Raw genomic sequence first — 18614 nt, 5'->3', positions numbered from 1 at the left:
CGCCACGCGGGTCGGCGGGATCACCGCCCGCTGATCGCCTCACCGATCGTCCGCAGCCCGTCGACGTCGTGCACGTCGGCGGGCTGTGCCGTCACCGACACCGCCGGCACCGCCGGGAACGCCTCGGTGAAACGGGCCGCCACCTGCTGCTCGCGTACCGCCTGCTGGGCCAGCGCGGCGTGCGCGCGCAACACCTCGACGGTGCCCTCGTGCCCGCCCTCGGCCGCCAGCCGCTCCGCCGCGGCCAGGCTCTCCGCCGCGGTCAGCTCCGGCACCGCCGGCTCGTGCACCCGGTTGAGCACCAGCCCGGCCAGCGGCATCCGCTCCTCACCCAACCGGCCCGCGAAGTAGGCCGCCTCCCGTACCGCGTCCGGCTCCGGCGCCGCGACCAGCAGGAACGCCGTCTCCCCGGCCTGCAGGATCCGGTACGTCTGCTCGGCCCGCTGCCGGAACCCGCCGAACATCGAGTCGAGCGCGGCGACGAAGCCGGACAGGTCGGTGAGCAGCTGCGCGCCGAGCACCTTCTGCACCACCTTGGAGAACATCCCGAAGCTCGCCGTCACCAGGCTGAACATGCTCCGCCCGCCGGTGCGCGCCGGGGCCAGCAGCAGCCGCAGCATCCGGCCGTCGAGGAACCGGGACAGCCGGGCCGGCGCGTCGAGGAAGTCGAGCGCCGAGCGGGACGGCGGTGTGTCCACCACGATCAGGTCCCACTCGCCCCGGGCGTGCAGCTGACCCAGCTTCTCCATCGCCATGTATTCCTGCGTGCCGGCGAAGGTGGAGCTCATGGCCTGGTAGAAGGGGTTCGCGAAGATCTCCGCGGCCTTGGCCGGGTCGGTGTGCTGGAGCACCACGTCGTCGAACGTGCGCTTCATGTCGAGCATCATGGCGTGCAGCTCGCCGCCGCTGGACTCGACGTCGATGCCCTTGACCTGCCGGGGCGTGTTGTCCAGCTCGGTCAGGCCGAGCGACTGGGCCAGCCGGCGGGCCGGGTCGATGGTGAGCACCACCGTCCGCCGGCCGTGCTGCTCGGCCGCGCGCAGCGCCAGCGCCGCCGCGGTGGTCGTCTTGCCCACGCCGCCCGCCCCGCAGCAGACCACGATCCGCACGCCGGGGTCGGCGAGGATCTGGTCGACGTCCAGCGGAGGCGCCGCGTCTTCGGAAGGCACCAATCGAGCGTATCGGTCCCGAGGGCGTCTCTGCTCCGTGCCGGCCGCAGGTGTGAGTCAATCCGCCCGGACGAGGACCTCGGCCAGCGTCTCCAGCCCGGCCCGGTCGACCCCGCCGGGCAGCAGCGGCAGCTCGGTCAGGGGCAGCCCCAGCTCCACCAGGTCACCGCGGAGCGAGTCCTCCAGCTCACGGCGTACCCGCTGGTCGCGCGCCTCGGCGGCGAGCCCGGCCACGGTCCGGGCGTCGGTCGGCAGACCGGCGGCGGACAACCCCCGCTTCAGCTCCGCCGCGCTCACCGCCCGGCCGGCGGGCACCGGCGGGCGGGCGCCGTTGACGATCACCCGGCCGACCGGGAAGCCGAGCTGGGTCAGTTCGGCGACCGCGTCGAGCGTCTCCTGGACCGGCATCTCCTCCAGCAGCGTCACCACGTGCACCGCGGTCATCGGCGAGCGCAGCAGCGCGGACACGCCCTCGCTCTGCGTCTTGATCGGGCCGACCTTGGCCAGCCGCGCGGTCTCCGCCGTGACGTTGAGGAAGCGGCCGATCCGTCCGGTCGGTGGGGCGTCCAGCACCACCGCGTCGTACGCCCGACGGGACCCGCTGGTGCGGGTGGTCGCCTCCTTGACCTTGCCGGTGAGCAGCACGTCCCGCAGGCCCGGGGCGATGGTGGTGGCGAAGTCGATCGCGCCGAGCTTGCGCAGCGCCCGGCCGGCGGCGCCCAGCTTGTAGAACATGTCCAGGTATTCGAGGAGCGCCGCCTCGGCGTCGACCGCCAGGGCCCGCACCTCACCGCCGCCCGGCGCGTCGGTGAGGTGCCGCTCCTCGTACGGCAGCGGTTCGGTGCCGAAGAGCTGGGCGATGCCCTGCCGCCCCTCCACCTCGACCAGGAGGGTGCGCCGGCCTCCGGCGGCCAGCCCGAGGGCCAGCGCGGCGGCCACGCTGGTCTTCCCCGTGCCGCCCTTGCCGGTCACCACGTGCAGGCGGGCCGGCCATCTGCCGGCGTTCTCGGCCGGCTGCTCACTCGCTGCCACCCGTCGAGCCTAACCAGCCCGGCGGATCAGGCGACCTCGCAGACCCACCAACCCGTCTTCTGCACCACGGTGAAGCGCAGTTCCTGGTCGGCGACCTTCTCGTCGGCCGTGGTCATGGTGACCCGGGTGGAGACCGTGGCCCGGTCGCCGGTCTGGTTGTCGACCACCGGGTTGGTCCAGCGGAACCGGGGGTTCTGGTACTGCCCGGCGTACTTCTGCACCTCGGCGACCTTGGCCGCGATCTTCCGGTCGTCGCGGGCCGCGGGGCAGACGAACGTGGCCGCCTTCTCGGCGTCCCGCTCCTGGTAGACCGCCTTGAGGAAGCCCTCCACCGCCACCTGCGGCTCCTTCGCGCCGCGGCCGTCCTCGCCGTCGCGCAGGGCGAGGAACGCGGCCGTCCCCCCGCCGCCGCAGAGCAGCACCGCCGCGGCCAGCACGAGGGAGGCGATCAACAGGGTCGGACGCTTGCGCGGCGGCGGCCCCGCCGGGTACGCCGGCTGGCCGGGAGCGGGACCGGACCCGGGCGGCGGTGTGGTGCCGGGGGCCGGAACGCCGGGCCCGGGCGGCGTGGGGCCGGCGGGCGCCGGCTGCGGGATCGGGTCGCCGGGCGTGCCGGTGGCGCCACCGACGGGCGGTTGGGTCATGTGTCTCCCCCGGGTTGCGGCGCGCCCGTCGCCGCCCCAGGCGACGGGCACGGGGTCGAGGTGCGGGCGAGCGACGGCGCGCGCCCAGTCCGGAAGGGTAGCGGTTGCCGGGCCGCTTGCCAGCCCCGCGTACGCCCGTGCCGGGCGCCACGTCGTGGTCGTGTTCCGGACCAGCCTTGTGTCGCATATGTGACTTCACGTGATCAGACGTGCGCGTCCCGTTGCCGGGACTGGCTCCAGGTCCTACGTTCGTCGCGACGCGGGGGGCCGGACCGGGGAGGTCCCGAGCCGGATGGTGGTGGTGGTGAACAGGTACGACGCCCGGAGGCAGCGGATGCGCGACGCGGAGAACATTCCCCGAGCCCAGTTCCCCGGCGACCGGGCCGGGCGGCCCGGCGACGCCGAGGTTCCCGGCGCGGGCACGCCGTTCAACGAGCGGTCGTACCGGCCCTCCGTCGAGGTGGTCCGCACGCTGGTCCGGCCGGCCGGGCGGGGGCGCGACGAGGAGGAGCCCGGTTACGTCATCCACCTGCCCGTGCGGGTGCCCGACCTGGCGGCGGCCACCGCGCTGGCCGGGACGGTGGCCACCTCGCTGGGCTTCCTGGTCGAGCTGGACGCCGGCGAGACCACCGTCTCCACCGCCGACGACCAGAACAACCGGCACCGCGTCTTCTGCGACCTGCTGCTGCCCGACCGCAGCCGCTGCCCGCAGCGCTACGAGCACGAGGGCCCGTGCGGCGAGCCGCCCGCGCCGGAGCAGCGTCCCGCGTCCCGCTGAGGGCGGCGGACCGTAGGCTGTGCCTGACCGAAGTCCAAGTCAGGCAAGGGAGCCTTCCTCCGATGCAGAAGTGGGAATACGCCACGGTCCCGCTGCTGGTCCACGCGACCAAGCAGATCCTCGACAACTGGGGTGAGGACGGCTGGGAGCTGGTCTCCGTGGTGCCCGGCCCGAACCCGGAGCAGCTCGTGGCGTACCTGAAGCGCCCGAAGGGCTGAGCACCATGAGCAACGGACCCCACGCGAAGCTCGCCGAGCTCGGTCTCGACCTGCCCGAGGTGGTGCCGCCGGTGGCCAGCTACGTGCCGGCCGTCCAGTCCGGGCAGCACGTGTACGTCTCCGGTCAGCTCCCGATGGCCGACGGCAAGCTGCTCGCCACCGGCAAGGTCGGCAACGGCGTCTCCGCCGAGCAGGCGAAGGACCTGGCGCAGCGGTGCGCGCTGAACGCGCTCGCCGCGATCGACGCGCTGGTCGGCCTGGAGAACGTGGTCAAGGTGGTGAAGCTGACCGGCTTCGTGGCCAGCGCGTCCGGTTTCACCGGTCAGCCCGGCGTGATCAACGGCGCCTCCGACCTGTTCGGGTCGGTCTTCGGCGAGGCCGGCCGTCACGCCCGCAGCGCGGTAGGCGTGGCCGAACTCCCCCTCGACGCCCCGGTCGAGGTCGAGGTCATCGTCGAGGTGGCGTAACGCCCCGTCCCCGTGATCTTGCAGTTCCCGCCCCGGCACAAGCCCCAGACGGGGACAAACCCGGGGCCGGGCCTGCAAGATCGCGGGGAGTGGCGGGCGGGGTCGTACGATCGCTGCCATGGGTGGTCGTGTGAGCGGGGCCGCAGGGGCGCTCGCGGATGAGCTGCCCGGGTGGGTCTCGCTGCTGCGGGCGCCGAACCCGGGGCCGATGACGCTCGACGGGACGAACACCTGGGTGCTGCGGGCCGGCCCGGACGCGCCGGCCGTGGTGGTCGACCCGGGGCCGGCCGACGAGGCGCACCTGGCCGCGATCGCGGCACACGGGCCGGTCGGGCTGGTGCTGATCACGCACGGGCACGCGGACCATACCGAGGGGGCGCCCCGGCTGCGCGAGCTGCTCGGCGGCGTGCCGGTGCTCGCCGCCGATCCGGCCCACACCGCCGGTGGGGCGCCGCTGACCGCCGACAGCACGTTCGACACCGGCCTCGACGTCCGGCTGCTGAGCACGCCCGGGCACACCGCCGACTCGATCTGCCTGCTGGCCGCGCACGGCGACGAGCGGGTCGTGCTGACCGGCGACACCATCCTGGGCCGGGGCACCACCGTGGTCGCCCACCCCGACGGCGACCTCGGTGACTACCTGTCCAGCCTGGAGCTGCTCTCCACGTACCGCGGGGTCCGGGCGCTGCCGGGCCACGGCCCGGCGCTGGCCGACTGCGGCGCGGCGGCCGAGTTCTACCTGGCCCACCGGCGGGCCCGGCTCGACCAGGTGCGTGCCGCGGTGGCCGCCGGCGCCACCACCGCGCAAGAGGTGGTCGCGGTGGTCTACGCCGACGTCGACCGTTCGCTGTGGTGGGCCGCCGAGTGGTCGGTCCGCGCCCAGCTCGAATACCTCGGGGTGGAACAGCCGTGACCTGCCCGGTGTGCGGGACCGTCGCCGTGCCCGGCGCGCGGTTCTGCCACAACTGCGGGGCCGCGTTGCCGGCCGCCGCCACGCTGCCGGCCGCCGAGCGCCGGGTGGTCACCGTGCTCTTCGGCGACCTCTCCGACTTCACCTCCTGGTCGGAGGACCTGGACCCGGAGCGGGTCGGCGCGGTCACCGACCGGGTGCTGGCCGCGCTGGCCGGCGCGGTCAAGACGTTCGGCGGGCACGTCGACAAGCTCACCGGCGACGGGATCATGGCGGTCTTCGGCGCGCCGGTGGCGCACGAGGACGACGCCGAGCGGGCCGTGCGGGCGGCGCTGTCCATGCAGCGGGCGGTCCGCCGGGTGCTGGACGACGAACGGGGCGGCGGCGCGCCGCTGGGCCTGCGGGTCGGGCTCAACACGGGTGACGTGATCGCCGGGATCCAGGCGGCCATCGAATACACGGTCATCGGTGACACCGTGAACACGGCGGCCCGGCTGGCCGACGCCGCCGCGGTCGGCGCGGTCTACGCCGGCGGGCGGACCTCCGCCGCCACCCGGCACGTGGCCTCCTGGCGGGCGCTGCGCCCGTTGCGGCTCAAGGGCAAGCGCGAGCCGGTCGAGGCGTACGAGCTGCTGGGCCTGCTGGACGCGCCGGGCACCCGCTCCGGACTCGGTGACGAGGCTCCCTTCGTGGGCCGGGAGACCGAGATCGGCCGGGTCGCCGGCCGGCTCGCCGAGGTGATCGACCGGGGTGAGCCCCGGGTGCTGCTGGTGACCGCCGAGGCGGGCATCGGCAAGTCCCGGTTCGCGGCCGAGGTGGAACGCCTCGCCGCCGGCTACGACGTCGGCGCGGGCAGGTACGCGGCGCACACCGGCGCCCGGGTGCTCTCGGTCCGCTGCGCCGCGTTCGGCGAGCGCCGCCGGCTCGCGCCTCTGGCCGACCTGGTCCGCGCGGCGGTCGGCCTGCCCAACGACGCGGCGACCGCGATCACCCGGGCCGCCGTCGAGGAACGGCTGCGCCGGCTCGGGCAGCGCCTCGCCCGACATCCCGGCGACCTGCCGCCGATCGCCGTCGACCAGCTCCTGGCCCTGCTCGGGTACGCCGAACTGCCCGCCGGGACGGAGACCGGCGAGTGGAACGCGGCGGCCCCGCCACCGGACGCCGAAGCGGTGCCGAACGCGGTCGCGGACCTGCTCAGCGCGCTCGCCGGCGAGGCGCCCCTGGTGATCGTGGTGGACGACCTGCACGACGCCACCGCCGAGACGGTCAAGGCGTTGGCGCTGACCCTCAACCGGCTCTCCGGCCCGGTGCTGGTGCTCCTGCTCGGCCGGCCCGAGCTGGTGCGGACCGCCGGCGCGCTGACCCGGCTCGCGGACGCCGAGGTGCACGCGCTGCCGCCGCTGCGCGGCGCGGACGCGTCCCGGCTGCTCACCAGCTACCTGGCCGGTGGCCGCCTGCCCCAGGCCGACACGGACCGGCTGCTGGCCACCGCCCAGGGCAACGCGTTCTACCTGGCCGAGCTGGTCACGCTGCTGATGGAGCGCGGCGCGCTGACCGCCGGGCCGGGTCGCGGCGCGGACGTCGGCTGGCGCCTCGCCCCCGGTTCGCTGGGCAGCCGGCTGCTCTCCCGGGACCTCGCCGCCGTGCTCGCGGCCCGGATCGACGCGCTGCCGCCGGACGCCCGCTCGGTGCTGCGGGACGCGGCGGTGGTCGGTGACACCGTGCCGGGCGGCGCGCTGGAGGCACTGCGCGAACAGCGGGTCGGGCGGGACGGTCGGCCCGCCGCGGTGGCCGCGGTCGAGCTGGACCGGGCGATCGAGGAGCTGCTGCAACGCCGGATGCTGCACCGCACCCGCACCGGGTTCGCGTTCGCCACGCCGCTGATGCGGGAGGCCGCGTACGCCGGGGTGAGCAAGGCCGAGCTGGCCGAGCGGCACGCCGCGCTGGCCCGCTGGGCCGCGCCGGAGAGCGTGGACGGGACCGGCCCGCCGGCCGGCGGGTTCACCGAGGCGGCCCGGGACGACTTCGTCGCCGAGCACGTCGAGTGGGCGACCCGGCTCGCCGACGCGGTCAAGCTCCGCCCGGACGCGCCGGCCCGGGCGGTCGCCCCGCTGGGCGTGGCCGCGCTGAGCCGGGCGGCCCGCCGGTCGCTGCGCTCCGGGGAACCGGCGATGGCGGTCGAGTACGCCGAGCGCGCCGCCGAACTGGCCCGCGACGGGGTGCCGCCGGCCGACCGGGTGGTGCACGCCCGGGCGCTGCTGCAGATCGGTCGCCCGGCCGACGCGCTGGCCTCGGCCGAGAAGATCGCCGCGAACACCGGCGAACCCACCATCCGGGCCGCCGCGCTGCTGCTCGCCGGGCAGGCCCAGCAGACGCTAGGCGACGCCGAGCGGGCCGAGCGCAGCTGGCAGGAGGCGTTGCAGGTGGCCACCGACGCCGAGCTGCCCACGGTGCGGGCCTCGGCGATGCGCCGGCTCGGCATGGCCGACTTCATCGCCGGCCGGCTGGGGCAGGCGAGCAGCCGCCTGGCCGCCTCCTACCAGGTCAGTCTCGCCGCGCGGGATCCGCGCGGGCAGGCCTGGTCGTTGCAGAACCTGGCCTGGGTGACCACCACCCGCGGCGACTTCGCCGGCACCGACGCGGTGCTCGGCCGGGCCGCCCGGCTGTTCGCCGAGCTGAAGGACCCGTACGGGCGGGCCTGGCTGCGCGGCACCACCGCGTTCGCCCGGCTGCTGGCCGGCCGGCTGCGGGAGGCGTGCCGGCTGGCGCGGGTCTTCCTGCCGTTCGGGGAGCGGGTCGGCGAGGCGTGGGCGGTGGGCACGTTGCGGGCGGTCGAGGCGTACGCCACCGCCGAACTGGGCGACCTGGCCGAGGCGGACCGGGCGGCCCGCCGCGCCTACCGGGACTTCGCCGAGGTGGGCGACGACTGGGGGCAGGGCTTCGCGCTGGTGGTGCGTGGCGTGGTGGCCCGCGGGCTGGGCGAGCCGGAGCACGCCGCCGACCTGTTCACCGACGCGCTGGCCTACGCCGACCGCACCACCCACCCGCTGCTCACCGGGATGGCCGGCACGCTGCGCGGCTTCGTGGCGCTGGACATGGGCGACCACGAGACCGCGGAGCGGGAGGCGCGGTCGGTGCTGACCACTGTGGAGCCGCACAACCCGCAGGCTCCGGCCCAGGTCGCGCCGCGGGTGCTGCTCGCCATGGCCCGCGTCGCGGCCGGCGACCCGGGCACCGCGGTGGGGCTGCTCGCCCCGGTCGCCACCGGCGCGGCCAACGCGCCGTCGCTGCTGTTCTCCCGCCGGCAGACGATGGCCCGGTACGCCACCGCGCTGCTCGCCCACGGCCAGCGCGAGCAGGCGCTGGACTGGGCGCGGCGGGCGGTCTCCGCCCCGGCCGAGGACGTCCGCAGCCAGGTGGTGGCGCAGCTGGTCCTGGCCGAGGCGCTCGACGCCTGCGGACGTCCGGCGGAGGCGTTGGCCGGCGCCGAGGAGGCGGTGCGTCTGGCGTACGCGACCGAGCAGCGCAGCGAGCGGGCCGCCGCCGACGCGCTGCGGGCCCGTCTCGCCGGCGGCTGACCACCCACCCCTGTTCTGCCGGTTCCGGGGATGTGCTCGTCGGTGGGGCCGGTTAGCGTGGGGCGGCTGCCGTCGGGATCGACGGCCACCACCGGTGTGCCCGAGCGGTCACCGGCGGACCGTTGCTGGGGAGGAACGATGAGGTTGCCGCGCTCCGGCGCCGGCTGGACGATCGCGGTCTTCGGGCTGCTGGCGCTGCTGCTCGGCGCGCTGGGCCTGATCTGGCCGGAGACGCAGCTGCGCCTGCTCGGCTTCGAGGTGCCGGCGGAGCGCGCCCCCGGTGACTACACCGGCACGTTCCTCACCGCGTCCTCGATGGCCTCGTTCAACATGGGGGTCTACTACCTGCTCGCGGTCGCCACCGAGTGGCGCCCGTTCTACCGGTTCACCGTCTGGTTCCGGCTGGTCACGTTCACCGTGTTCACCATCGCGGTGCTCTCCGACGTGGCGCCGGACCGGTTCTTCGGGGTGGCGGCGTGGGAGGGGCTGGGCGCGGTCGCGACCGCCGTCGGCCTGTGGTGGGACGCCCGCCGGGCGGCCGCCGGCACGTCCGGGTCGATCCGGCCCGACGACTCCGCGCCGGCGCCGGCCCCCGACGCGGCGCGCTGAGCGACCGGGACCGTTGGGTATTTTCGAGCCGTGACCGAGACCCCGCCCGGCGCCCTGCGGCTGCCCATCGTGCCCGGTCTGACCGATCTGGAGGTCTTTGCCCGGGGCGGTTACGCCACCGTCTACCGGGCCACCCAGATCTCCGTCGGGCGTGAGGTGGCGGTCAAGGTGGAGAACCGGACGCTGGACCACGAGCGCGACCAGGCACGCTTCCTGCGCGAGGCGCGCGCGGCCGGGCGGATGTCGTCCCACCCGCACGTGGTGGACCTCTTCGACGTCGGCGTCACCGTCGACCAGCATCCCTACCTCATCATGGAGCTCTGCGACGGCTCGTACGCGGAGCGCATGAAGACGTCACCGCTGGGCCCGCTGGAGACCCGCGACCTCGGGGTGAAGATCGCCGACGCGCTGGCCCACTCGCACGCGGCCGGTGTGCTGCACCGCGACGTCAAGCCGGCCAACATCCTGCACTCGGAGTTCAACTCGGCGGTGCTGGCCGACTTCGGCCTGGCGGTGCTGGCCGAGGTGCGCGACGCCTCGGTCACGCTGGAGGTGCTCACCCCGGCGTACGCGCCGCCGGAGATGTTCAGCCACAGCCCGCCCAGCCCCGCCGTCGACGTCTACGCGCTCTGCGCCACGCTCTACGCGGTGATGCACGGCCGACCGCCCCGCTGGCAGTCCGAACGCAACCCGAGCCTGGTCACCGTGCTGGAGATGTTCCAGCAGCCGATCCCGGGTCTACCCGGCGTCCCCGACGAGCTGATCGACGTGCTCCGCCTCGGGATGTCCAACGACCCGGGCGAACGCCCCTCCGCGGTGGAACTCCGCGGCCTGCTCGCCACGCTCCCGCTCGACCCGAACACCCCGGCGAGCGGCGTGCCGTTCCTGACTTCCGGCGGTGGCGCCGCGGGCGGCCCGCACGGCCGCGCCGGCGGGCCGAGCCCGCGACCGCCGGCCGAGCACGACCACCCGACCGTGCCGACCCGGAGCCGCCGCTGGCCCCGGCGCTGGTTCCTCGGCGGGGCCGGGGTGCTCGCGCTGGCCGCGTCTGCCGCCGGGGGCGCCTGGATGGCCGGCGGAGCGCCGTCGGTGGTGTCGCCCACCCCGGTGGCCACCGGCGTGGTCGGGGCGACACCGGTGCCGGGTTGTGCCTCCGCCGACGTCCGGCTCCCCGACGGGGCGCACTGCGCGGCCGAGCTGGAGTGCTACGGCCCGGTGCGGTTGCGGCGCGACCGCGCCGAGGCGAGCCGGGTGCCGTGCGACGGTCGGCACACGTGGGAGACCTACGCGGCCGGTGACCTGCCGGTCGCGCTCACCGGGGCGGGCCACGACACGGTCGTCGCCGACCCGGCCGTCCGCAAGGTCTGCAACGTCGGTACGTTCCAGCTGGTCAGCGGCATCGGGCTGGCGGCCGGGTGGAACCTGGAGGTGCTGCCGCCCGCCTCGACCGAGCCGGGCCGCACCTACCGCTGCCTGGCCGGGCGGGGCGTGGACGCGCTCGCCAGCCCCACCCTCACCGGTCGCTGAGCCCGTTCACGGTCCGCTGCTGCCGGACGGCCCGGGGGTCGAGCGCCTCCAACGTGTCCGCGTCCACCGGATGACCGGCGGGGGTGCGCAGGTTCCGCACCGCCCGCGGGTCGATCGCCTCCAGCGTGTCGGCGTCCACTCCGTACCCCGGGGCCTGGGTCGGCCAGGCGCTGTCCGCCGGGGCCGGCGGAGGGCCGGCCTGCCGGGCCGCGGTGACCGCCACCCCGGCGACCATGCCGAGCAGGACACAGGCCAGGGCCAACACGACCGAGAGGATGCCGGGGGGTCGCCAGACCGCCAGCGTCACCACCGCGACGACCGTCGCCACGGACGCGACGACGGCCTTCGCCCGCGCATCGGGCTTCGGGAACGAACTCACCCGACAAGCATGGCCCAGCGCGTCGACCTGTCAACCGCCGGCCCGGGACGGCTTCCCGTCACCCACGCTCCACTTCGGAGCGGCGAAAAGCGTCGATCGAGAAAAAATCGTTACATTCCTTGGCTGTTTGCGGTGTCGGTCCGCGTTTGGGGGGCAACTCCGGTGGCCGTCCCTCCCTAAAGTGACGGGAGTCGAGGTCTCCTCGACCGACCTGTTCCCCACCGGAAGGCAGCCACATGCCACGTGCAGTCCGGTCCCTGACCGCAACAGGGATCGCCGGCATCGTCCTCGCCGGATCGGCCGTCGCGCCCGCCGCGGCGGCGACACCGCAACCGCCCGCGTACGACCGCACCAGCGCGGCCGAGGCACGCCGGGTGGACCGCGTGCCGACGCCGAAGCTCGACTGGTACGCCTGCTACGACTACGCCGAGTGCGCCACGGTCCGGCTCCCGCTGGACTACGACAACCCGAAGGGCGCAACCACCGAGGTCGCGCTGCTCCGGGTCAAGGCCCGCGACCAGCAGCACAAGGTCGGCAGCCTCTTCCTCAACCCGGGTGGCCCGGGCGGCTCCGGCACCAGCATCGCGCTCGCCGCGCCCTACTTCCTCGGCGACGACCTGCTCGACCGCTTCGACATCGTCGGTGTCGACCCGCGTGGCGTCGAGGCCAGCTCGAACATCAGGTGCTTCCGGTCGGTGAAGGACCAGACCCGGGCGTACGCCGGGCTGAACGTCGCGTTCCCGTGGACGAAGGCGGAGGAGAAGGCGTACGTCGCCGCGTCGAAGGCGGTCGGCACGGCGTGCTCGACCACCGGCAAGCCGCTGACCGGCGCCGCGTCCACCGCCGAGGTGGCCCGCGACATGGACGTGCTGCGCCGGGCGGTCGGCGACAGGAAGCTCAGCTACCTGGGCTTCAGCTACGGCACCGCCCTCGGGCAGTACTACGCCAACATGTTCCCGGACCGCTTCCGCGCGCTCGTCGTCGACGGGGTGCTCGACCCGAACGCCTGGGTCGGCCAGGGCAAGGCCCGCGACCAGCTCCAGGAGACCCGGCTGCGCAGCGCCGACGGGGCGTACAAGGCGCTGCACGAGATCCTCGTCCGGTGCGACAAGGCCGGCCCCGAGCAGTGCGCGCTGGCGGCCACCGGCGACCCGGTCGCCGCGTACGACACCGTGGCGAAGCGGCTGCGCAAGAAGCCGGCGGTGATCGACGACCCGGACTTCGGCTCGTTCACCGTCACCTACGCCGACTTCGTCGGCGCCACGCTCGGCGCGCTCTACGACCCGTACGGCTGGACCTCGGTGGTGGACCTGACCAGCCAGCTGCTGGCCCTGACCGACCCGGCCGCCGGCAAGGCCGCCGCCGCCTCGGCCCGCCAGGCGCTCGCCGCCCGCGCGGCGCAGGCCCGCCACCAGCGGGGGTACGACTTCCCGTACGACAACGGGCTGGAGACGTTCCTGACCGTCGACTGCACCGACGCGTACCACCCGAAGAGCGCGGACGCGTGGCCGGCGCTGTCGGCCAAGGAGGACCAGCGGGCGCCGTACTTCGGGCGGGCCTGGGCCTGGGGCACCGCGCCCTGTGCCCGCAACACCTGGACCGTGCGCGACGAGGACGCCTGGACCGGGCCGTTCCACCGCGTCACCGCCGCCCCGGTGCTGGTGGTCGGCAACTACTGGGACCCGGCGACCAACTACCAGGGCGCGGTCGGCTCGGCGAAGCTGCTGCCGAACAGCCGGCTGCTGAGCAGCGACAGCTGGGGGCACACCGCGTACGGCACGTCGGCGTGCGTGACCGGCCGGATCGACACGTACCTGCTCACCGGCAAGCTGCCGGCCAAGGGCACGGTCTGCGTCGGTGACGCGCAGCCGTTCCAGGACGAGCCGGCGACCGACCGCGCGGACGCGTCCAAGAGCGCGCTGGCCAAGGCCGGCGAGCCCGGCCGGGGCGAGCCGAAGCGGCTGCCGCCGGTGGCGACGCCGCGGCCCGCGGTCGGCACGCTGACCGTGCGCTGAGGAACCCCCGGGGTACGGCGGGTGGTCGGGCACCCGCCGTACCCCGGGCCCGGCGATGCGCGGCGCGGTGTGCGCCGACCGCTACCCTGAGTGCCCCCGTCGTCGTGTCCCCGATCGAGGTCGCCCGATGCCCGAGGTCCTTGCCCGCCACCGGTTCCGTTCCCTCGCCACCACGCTGGCGGTGGCGCTGACGCTGACGCTGGCCGCCGTGGCCGGCTGCGACAACCGCCGCGAGCCGCCGCTGCCCTCGGTCCTCGACAAGCTGCGCGAGTCGCACATCGACGGGCAGGCGAAGATCAAGATCGGGGTGGCCACCACCGAGCCGTTGATGGGCGAGCTGCGCAACGGCACGCACACCGGCTTCGACGTGGAGATCGCCCGCTACGTAGCCTCGTCGCTCGGCTTCGAGGGGGACCAGCGGATCGAGTGGGTGTCGCTGGCCACCGAGGACCGCATCCCCGCGCTCCAGGGCGGCACCGTCGACCTGGTCGTGTCCAGCTTCTCCATCACCGAGGAGCGGCAGAAGCTGGTCAGCTTCGCCGGGCCGTACTTCGTCACCACCCAGGAGGTGATGGTGCCGAAGCGGCTGCGCGACCGCGTCCGCACCATCGAGGACCTGCGCCGACCCGAGCTGAAGATCTGCACCAGCGGCGGCTCGACCACCGAGGCGGAGCTGGAGAAGCACCAGGTCCGGGCGTACGTGGTGAAGGAGGTCGGCGACTGCGTCCGGGGCATCCGGGAGGGGCGCTACGACGCGGTCAGCTCGGACGAGACCATCCTGGCCGGCTTCCTCTCCCAGTACCCGACCGAGTTCGAGATCGTCGACATGCCGTTCGGCACCAGCGAGCTGCTCGGCATCGGGGTGCCGATCGGCGATCCGGCGCTGCGCGACCTGGTCGCGTTCTTCCTCCACAAGAGCTACCTGGAGGGGCGGGACGGGATCAGCAGCCCCTGGCTGACCGCGTACAACCGCACGCTCGGGCCGTGGCTGAAGGCGGACAAGTCCCAGCCGCAGCCGCTCGACGTGCCGAAGCTCGTCGACTTCGACGACAAGGCGCCCCGGCGATGACCGCGCCGGCGACACTGCCGGACACCGTCGAGTCGACCCGTCCCGCGCCGCGGCCGGCCGACCCCGCCGAACGCCGGGCCCGGGCCAGCCAGTCGTTCTGGACCGCTGTCGTCGGGGTGCCCGCCGTCTTCTCGGTGCTGCGACTCGGCGTCGAGGCCGGCGGCGAGTTGCAGACCACGTTGCTGCTGGTGGCCAACGTCGGCACGGTGAACCTGCTGGCCGGCTTCCTCACCACGGCCGCCGCCCTGCTCTCCACCGCGCTGGTCGCGGTGTTCGCGCTCGGCGCGGTGCTGCGGGTCAGCGTGGACCGGATGTCGTCCGGAATGCGCCGCCCGCTCTTCGCGCGCTGGGTGGACAGCACCCCGGCCTGGTTCGCGGTGGCCAGCTTCCTGCTCGCGCTGGTCACCTGGCCGCTGCTCTACCTGCCGTTGCTGCTGCCGGCGTTCGTGGCCGCGTTCCAGCTCAGCCCGGAGCGGCTGCACGAGCAGCGGGTGCCCCGGCTGCTGCTGCTCGGCGCCGGCTTCGTCGGCTACCTCTGGCTGCTCGGGCCCACGCTGCTCGACGCCGGCCGGCAGGGGGAGGCGCTGGCGGTGGTGCTGCTGGTCGTACCCCCGGTCCTGGCCCTGTTCGTGACCGGCCCGCTACCGGCGGCGGTGATCCGGCCACTCGCGTCGATCACCGAGGCGGCGGTGCTGGCCATGCTGGTCTGGGCCGCGCTGCCGGTGATCAGCACGCCGGTGCTGCCGCTGACGGTGACCACCGTCGAGTCCGCGCCGGGCGTCACCGAGGACGTGCGCGGCCACGTCGTCACCGTGGACGACGTCGACGTGGTGCTGCTCCAGGAGCGCGGCGGCGTGCGCTACCTGCCGGTCGACCAGGTACGCGCCCAGGTGCTCTGCCCGAGCGAGGACGAACTGCCCCGGCGGCAGTTGCGGGTGCGCGACTTCCACGTGGAGGACTCGCTGCTGGAGGGGCTGGGGCGCCGGGTCCGCCCGGTGCACCGCATCGACGCCGCCTGCCGCACCGTCGACTGACCGGTCAGTAGGACTTGTCCTGGCCGAGGACGTGCTGGGCGACGAAGTTGAGGATCATCTCGCGGCTGACCGGGGCGATCCGGCCGGCCCGTACCGCGCCGAGCAGCGTCGCCACGCCGTACTCGGTGGTCATGCCGGCACCGCCGAGCGCCTGGACGGCGGTGTCGACGGCGAGCGCGGCGGCCTCGCCGGCCGCGTACTTGGCCATGTTGCCGGAGACGCCCGCCTCCAGGTCGCGACCGGCGTCGTAGAGCGTGGCCGCCTTGTAGATCATCAGCCGGGCCAGCTCCACCTGGACGGCCGCGTGGGCGAGCGGGTGCGCGACGCCCTGGTGCGAGCCGATCGACCGGCCGCCCCACACCTTGCGGGTGGCGGTGTAGTCGGACGCCTTCTCGATCGCGTACCGGCCGGTGCCGGCGCCCATCGCGGCGACCGTGATCCGCTCCGGGTTGAGCCCGGCGAACAGCGCCGGCAGCCCGGCGTCGAGCGACTCGCCGACCAGCGCGTCGGCGGGCAGTCGGACGTCGTCCAGGTAGAGCAGGAACTGGTTCTCCGGGGACAGGATCTCCATGTCCAGCCTGGACTTCTCCAGGCCCGGCGCGTCGGTGGGCACGATGAACAACGCCGGCTTCAACCTGCCGCTCGCGGCGTCCTCGGTGCGGGCGACCACGAGCACGTGCCCGGCCTCGTCGATGCCGGAGATGTAGACCTTGCGGCCGGAGATCAGCCAGTCGTCGCCGTCGCGCCGGGCGACGGTGCCGAGCCGGTGGAAGTTCGAGCCCGCGTCCGGCTCGGTGATCGCGAAGACGATCTTCTGGGAGCCGTCCGCGAGCCCGGGGAGGTGCTTCTTGCGCTGCTCCTCCGTACCGTGCTTGTTGATCACCGTGGCGGCGATGGCGGGGGAGACCACGAGCAGCAGCAGCGGGCAGCCCGCCGCGGCCAACTCCTCGCAGACGAGCGCCAGGTCGGTGATGCCGCCGCCCCCGCCGCCGTACTCGGTGGGGATGTTCACGCCTAGGTAGCCCAGCCGGCCGGCCTCGTGCCACAGCTCGGTGGTGTGCTCTCCCGCCTTCGCCTTCCCGACGAAGTAGGAGTGGCCGTACTTGCGGCCCAGCTCCCGTACGGCGTCGCGGAGCTGGTCCTGCTCGGGGGTGAGGTCGAAGTTCACTGCGGGTCCTCCTCGGGGTCCACCACGGCCAGTACGGCACCCGTCTCGACCTGGCCGCCGGCCGGCACCGGCAGCTCCGCCACCACGCCGTCGGCGGGGGCGAGCACGGGATGTTCGAGCTTCATCGCTTCCAGCGTCAGCAGCAGGTCACCGGCGGCGACCCGCTGGCCGACCTCGACGTGCACCCGGGTCACCGCGCCGGGCAGTGGCGCGAGCAGCGACCCGGCCGCCAGCTCCGCGGCGGGCCGGGGCAGCCGGGGCAGCTCGGTGAGGCTCACCGCCCCGTCCGGGCCGTCCACGAAGACCGACGACCCCACCCGGTGTACGCGGAACGCGCGCCGCACCCCGTCGACGTCGAGCACCACCCGATCCGGCGCGGCGCTCACCAGCTCCACCTGCGGTGGCTCCGGCTCGGGCTCGGTGTTAAGAGGGGGCCCTTCCTCTACTTCAGGCGTTAATAGGGGGCCCTTGCTTTCCCACTCGGCGAGCGTGCCGGTGCGGGTGAGGCGGTAGGTGATCTCGATGTCGTGGAACCGAGTGACCTGCGGAACGGCCGGCACGTTGCGCCACCCCGCCGGCAGGCCGGCCAGCACCGGCGCGGCGGCCCGGCGCGCGGCGGCCCCGGCCAGCGCGGCGGCCAGCGCCGCCACCGGAAGCTGCGCGGCCGGCAGCAACGGCGCGAAGACCTCGGGATGCCGGTCCAGGAAGCCGGTGTCCACGTCGGCGGCGGCGAACTCCCTGCTGCGCAGCACGCGGACCAGCAGGTCCCGGTTGGTGGCGACGCCGTGCAGCTCGGCCCGGGCCAGCGCGCCGGCCAGGGCGCGGGCCGCCTCGGCGCGGGTGGGCCCCCAGGCGACCAGCTTGGCCAGCATCGAGTCGTAGTGCACGCTCACCGTCGAGCCGTCCACCACGCCGGAGTCCAGGCGCAGCCCGCGGGTCGGCCCGAACTCGGCCCCGACCCCGGGGACCGCGAACCGGTGCAGGGTGCCGGTGGCCGGGCGGAAGCCCTGGGCCGGGTCCTCCGCGCAGAGCCGCACCTCGATGGCGTGGCCGTCCGGGGCCGGCGTGGTCGTGACCGGCAGCGGCTCGCCCTCGGCGACCAGCAGTTGCAGGCGGACCAGGTCCAGGCCGGTGGTCAGCTCGGTGACCGGATGCTCCACCTGGAGGCGGGTGTTCATCTCCAGGAAGTGGACCTGGCCGTCCGGCGCCAGCAGGAACTCCACCGTGCCGGCGCCCACGTAGTCGACCGCCCGCCCGGCCGCCACCGCCGCCTCGTGCAGCCGTTCGCGCACCTCGTCCGGAAGCACACCGGGCGCCTCCTCGACGATCTTCTGGTGGCGGCGCTGGATCGAGCAGTCGCGCACCCCGAGCGCCACCACCGTGCCGTGGCTGTCACCGAAGATCTGCACCTCGACGTGGCGACCCCGCTCGACGTACCGCTCGATGAAGACCGTGCCGTCGCCGAACGCCGCCGCCGCCTCGCGGCGGGCGCCCGCGACGGCCTCGGCGAGCCCGGCCGCGTCGCGGACGATCCGCATGCCCCGGCCGCCGCCGCCCGCGCTGGCCTTGACCAGCACCGGGAAGTCGGTGACCTGCCCGGGGTCGGTCCAGGTGGGCAGCATCGGCACGCCGGCGTCGGCGAGCAGCGCCTTGGCGGCCATCTTGTCGCCCATCGCGGCGATCGCCTTGGCCGGCGGTCCGACCCAGGTCAGGCCGGCGTCGGTGACGGCCGCCGCGAACTCGGCGTTCTCGGCGAGGAAGCCGTAGCCGGGGTGGACGGCGTCCGCGCCGGCTCGCCGGGCCGCGTCCAGGATCAGGTCGATGCGCAGGTACGTCTCGGCCGGCGTGTTCCCCGGCAGCCGCACCGCCTGGTCGGCCTCGGCGACGAACGGCGCGTCGGCGTCCGCGTCGGAGTGCACGGCGACCGTCGCCACGCCGAGCGCCCGGCAGGTGGCGAGGACCCGGCGGGCGATCTCGCCCCGGTTGGCAACCAGAAGCCTGGTAATCATCGAGCAGC

At 74.8% G+C, this 18614-nt stretch carries 16 protein-coding genes; 10 read left to right on the top strand and 6 right to left on the bottom strand.

Annotation, left to right across the window (positions count from 1 at the left end; translation table 11 throughout):
* Positions 1-20: 20 nt before the first annotated feature.
* From O7600_RS17220 to O7600_RS17210, 3 genes are read right to left on the bottom strand one after another with little or no spacing between them, the layout of a single operon-like run.
* Positions 21-1172: an ArsA-related P-loop ATPase gene (locus tag O7600_RS17220; RefSeq protein ID WP_281588621.1), complete on the bottom strand. Its 1152-nt coding sequence runs from the start codon at positions 1170-1172 to the stop codon at positions 21-23.
* Positions 1173-1226: 54 nt separating this feature from the next.
* Entirely contained in the window at positions 1227-2201 is a 975-nt protein-coding gene (locus O7600_RS17215; protein ID WP_281588620.1) for an ArsA-related P-loop ATPase, read from the bottom strand.
* A 26-nt stretch (positions 2202-2227) separates the two neighbouring features.
* Entirely contained in the window at positions 2228-2845 is a 618-nt protein-coding gene (locus O7600_RS17210) for a hypothetical protein (RefSeq protein ID WP_281588619.1), read from the bottom strand.
* A gap of 334 nt (positions 2846-3179) precedes the next feature.
* Here O7600_RS17210 and O7600_RS17205 point away from each other — a divergent pair, with 334 nt between their 5' ends.
* The 7 genes from O7600_RS17205 to O7600_RS17175 all read left to right on the top strand — a co-directional run bounded on the left by O7600_RS17205 (position 3180) and on the right by O7600_RS17175 (position 10932).
* Entirely contained in the window at positions 3180-3623 is a 444-nt protein-coding gene (locus tag O7600_RS17205) for a hypothetical protein (RefSeq protein WP_281594183.1), read from the top strand.
* 62 nt (positions 3624-3685) lie between these two features.
* Positions 3686-3841 (top strand): DUF4177 domain-containing protein, encoded by a 156-nt coding sequence (locus O7600_RS17200; RefSeq protein WP_013289021.1) that lies wholly within the window; start codon positions 3686-3688, stop codon positions 3839-3841.
* Positions 3842-3846: 5 nt separating this feature from the next.
* Complete coding sequence (locus tag O7600_RS17195; protein WP_091568559.1) at positions 3847-4308, top strand: RidA family protein; 462 nt, start codon at positions 3847-3849, stop codon at positions 4306-4308.
* A 118-nt stretch (positions 4309-4426) separates the two neighbouring features.
* Positions 4427-5221: an MBL fold metallo-hydrolase gene (locus O7600_RS17190; protein ID WP_281588618.1), complete on the top strand. Its 795-nt coding sequence runs from the start codon at positions 4427-4429 to the stop codon at positions 5219-5221.
* Positions 5218-8796, top strand: coding sequence for an adenylate/guanylate cyclase domain-containing protein (locus tag O7600_RS17185; RefSeq protein WP_281588616.1), 3579 nt, complete (start codon positions 5218-5220; stop codon positions 8794-8796). Before O7600_RS17190 ends, O7600_RS17185 begins: the two co-directional genes overlap by 4 nt.
* A 138-nt stretch (positions 8797-8934) precedes the next feature.
* Positions 8935-9405 carry a hypothetical protein gene (locus tag O7600_RS17180; RefSeq protein WP_281588614.1) on the top strand — a complete coding sequence of 157 codons (471 nt, stop codon included), beginning with the start codon at positions 8935-8937 and terminating at the stop codon, positions 9403-9405.
* A 30-nt stretch (positions 9406-9435) separates the two neighbouring features.
* Complete coding sequence (locus tag O7600_RS17175; protein WP_281588612.1) at positions 9436-10932, top strand: serine/threonine-protein kinase; 1497 nt, start codon at positions 9436-9438, stop codon at positions 10930-10932.
* On the opposite strand, the gene O7600_RS17170 is transcribed toward O7600_RS17175, so the two are convergent.
* Positions 10919-11311 (bottom strand): hypothetical protein, encoded by a 393-nt coding sequence (locus O7600_RS17170; RefSeq protein WP_281588610.1) that lies wholly within the window; start codon positions 11309-11311, stop codon positions 10919-10921. The two genes, O7600_RS17175 and O7600_RS17170, sit on opposite strands and share 14 nt — an antisense overlap.
* 236 nt (positions 11312-11547) lie before the next feature.
* On the opposite strand from O7600_RS17170, the gene O7600_RS17165 reads away from it, so the two are divergent.
* The 3 genes from O7600_RS17165 (at position 11548) to O7600_RS17155 (ending at position 15429) form a co-directional block, all read left to right on the top strand.
* Positions 11548-13326 carry an alpha/beta hydrolase gene (locus tag O7600_RS17165; protein WP_281588608.1) on the top strand — a complete coding sequence of 593 codons (1779 nt, stop codon included), beginning with the start codon at positions 11548-11550 and terminating at the stop codon, positions 13324-13326.
* A 127-nt stretch (positions 13327-13453) separates the two neighbouring features.
* Positions 13454-14395 (top strand): transporter substrate-binding domain-containing protein, encoded by a 942-nt coding sequence (locus O7600_RS17160; protein WP_281588606.1) that lies wholly within the window; start codon positions 13454-13456, stop codon positions 14393-14395.
* Positions 14392-15429: a hypothetical protein gene (locus O7600_RS17155; RefSeq protein WP_091568578.1), complete on the top strand. Its 1038-nt coding sequence runs from the start codon at positions 14392-14394 to the stop codon at positions 15427-15429. The genes O7600_RS17160 and O7600_RS17155 overlap by 4 nt, the downstream gene beginning before the upstream one ends.
* 4 nt (positions 15430-15433) lie before the next feature.
* Here O7600_RS17155 and O7600_RS17150 read toward each other — a convergent pair whose 3' ends face one another.
* Both O7600_RS17150 and O7600_RS17145 read right to left on the bottom strand, forming a co-directional pair.
* Positions 15434-16597, bottom strand: coding sequence for an acyl-CoA dehydrogenase (locus O7600_RS17150; RefSeq protein WP_281588603.1), 1164 nt, complete (start codon positions 16595-16597; stop codon positions 15434-15436).
* Positions 16594-18606 (bottom strand): biotin carboxylase N-terminal domain-containing protein, encoded by a 2013-nt coding sequence (locus O7600_RS17145; protein WP_281588601.1) that lies wholly within the window; start codon positions 18604-18606, stop codon positions 16594-16596. Before O7600_RS17145 ends, O7600_RS17150 begins: the two co-directional genes overlap by 4 nt.
* Positions 18607-18614 lie beyond the last annotated feature (8 nt).

The sequence above is a fragment of the Micromonospora sp. WMMA1998 genome (assembly GCF_027497375.1).
GTDB lineage: Bacteria > Actinomycetota > Actinomycetes > Mycobacteriales > Micromonosporaceae > Micromonospora > Micromonospora sediminicola.
This window is presented reverse-complemented; position numbering and strand designations above follow the sequence as displayed.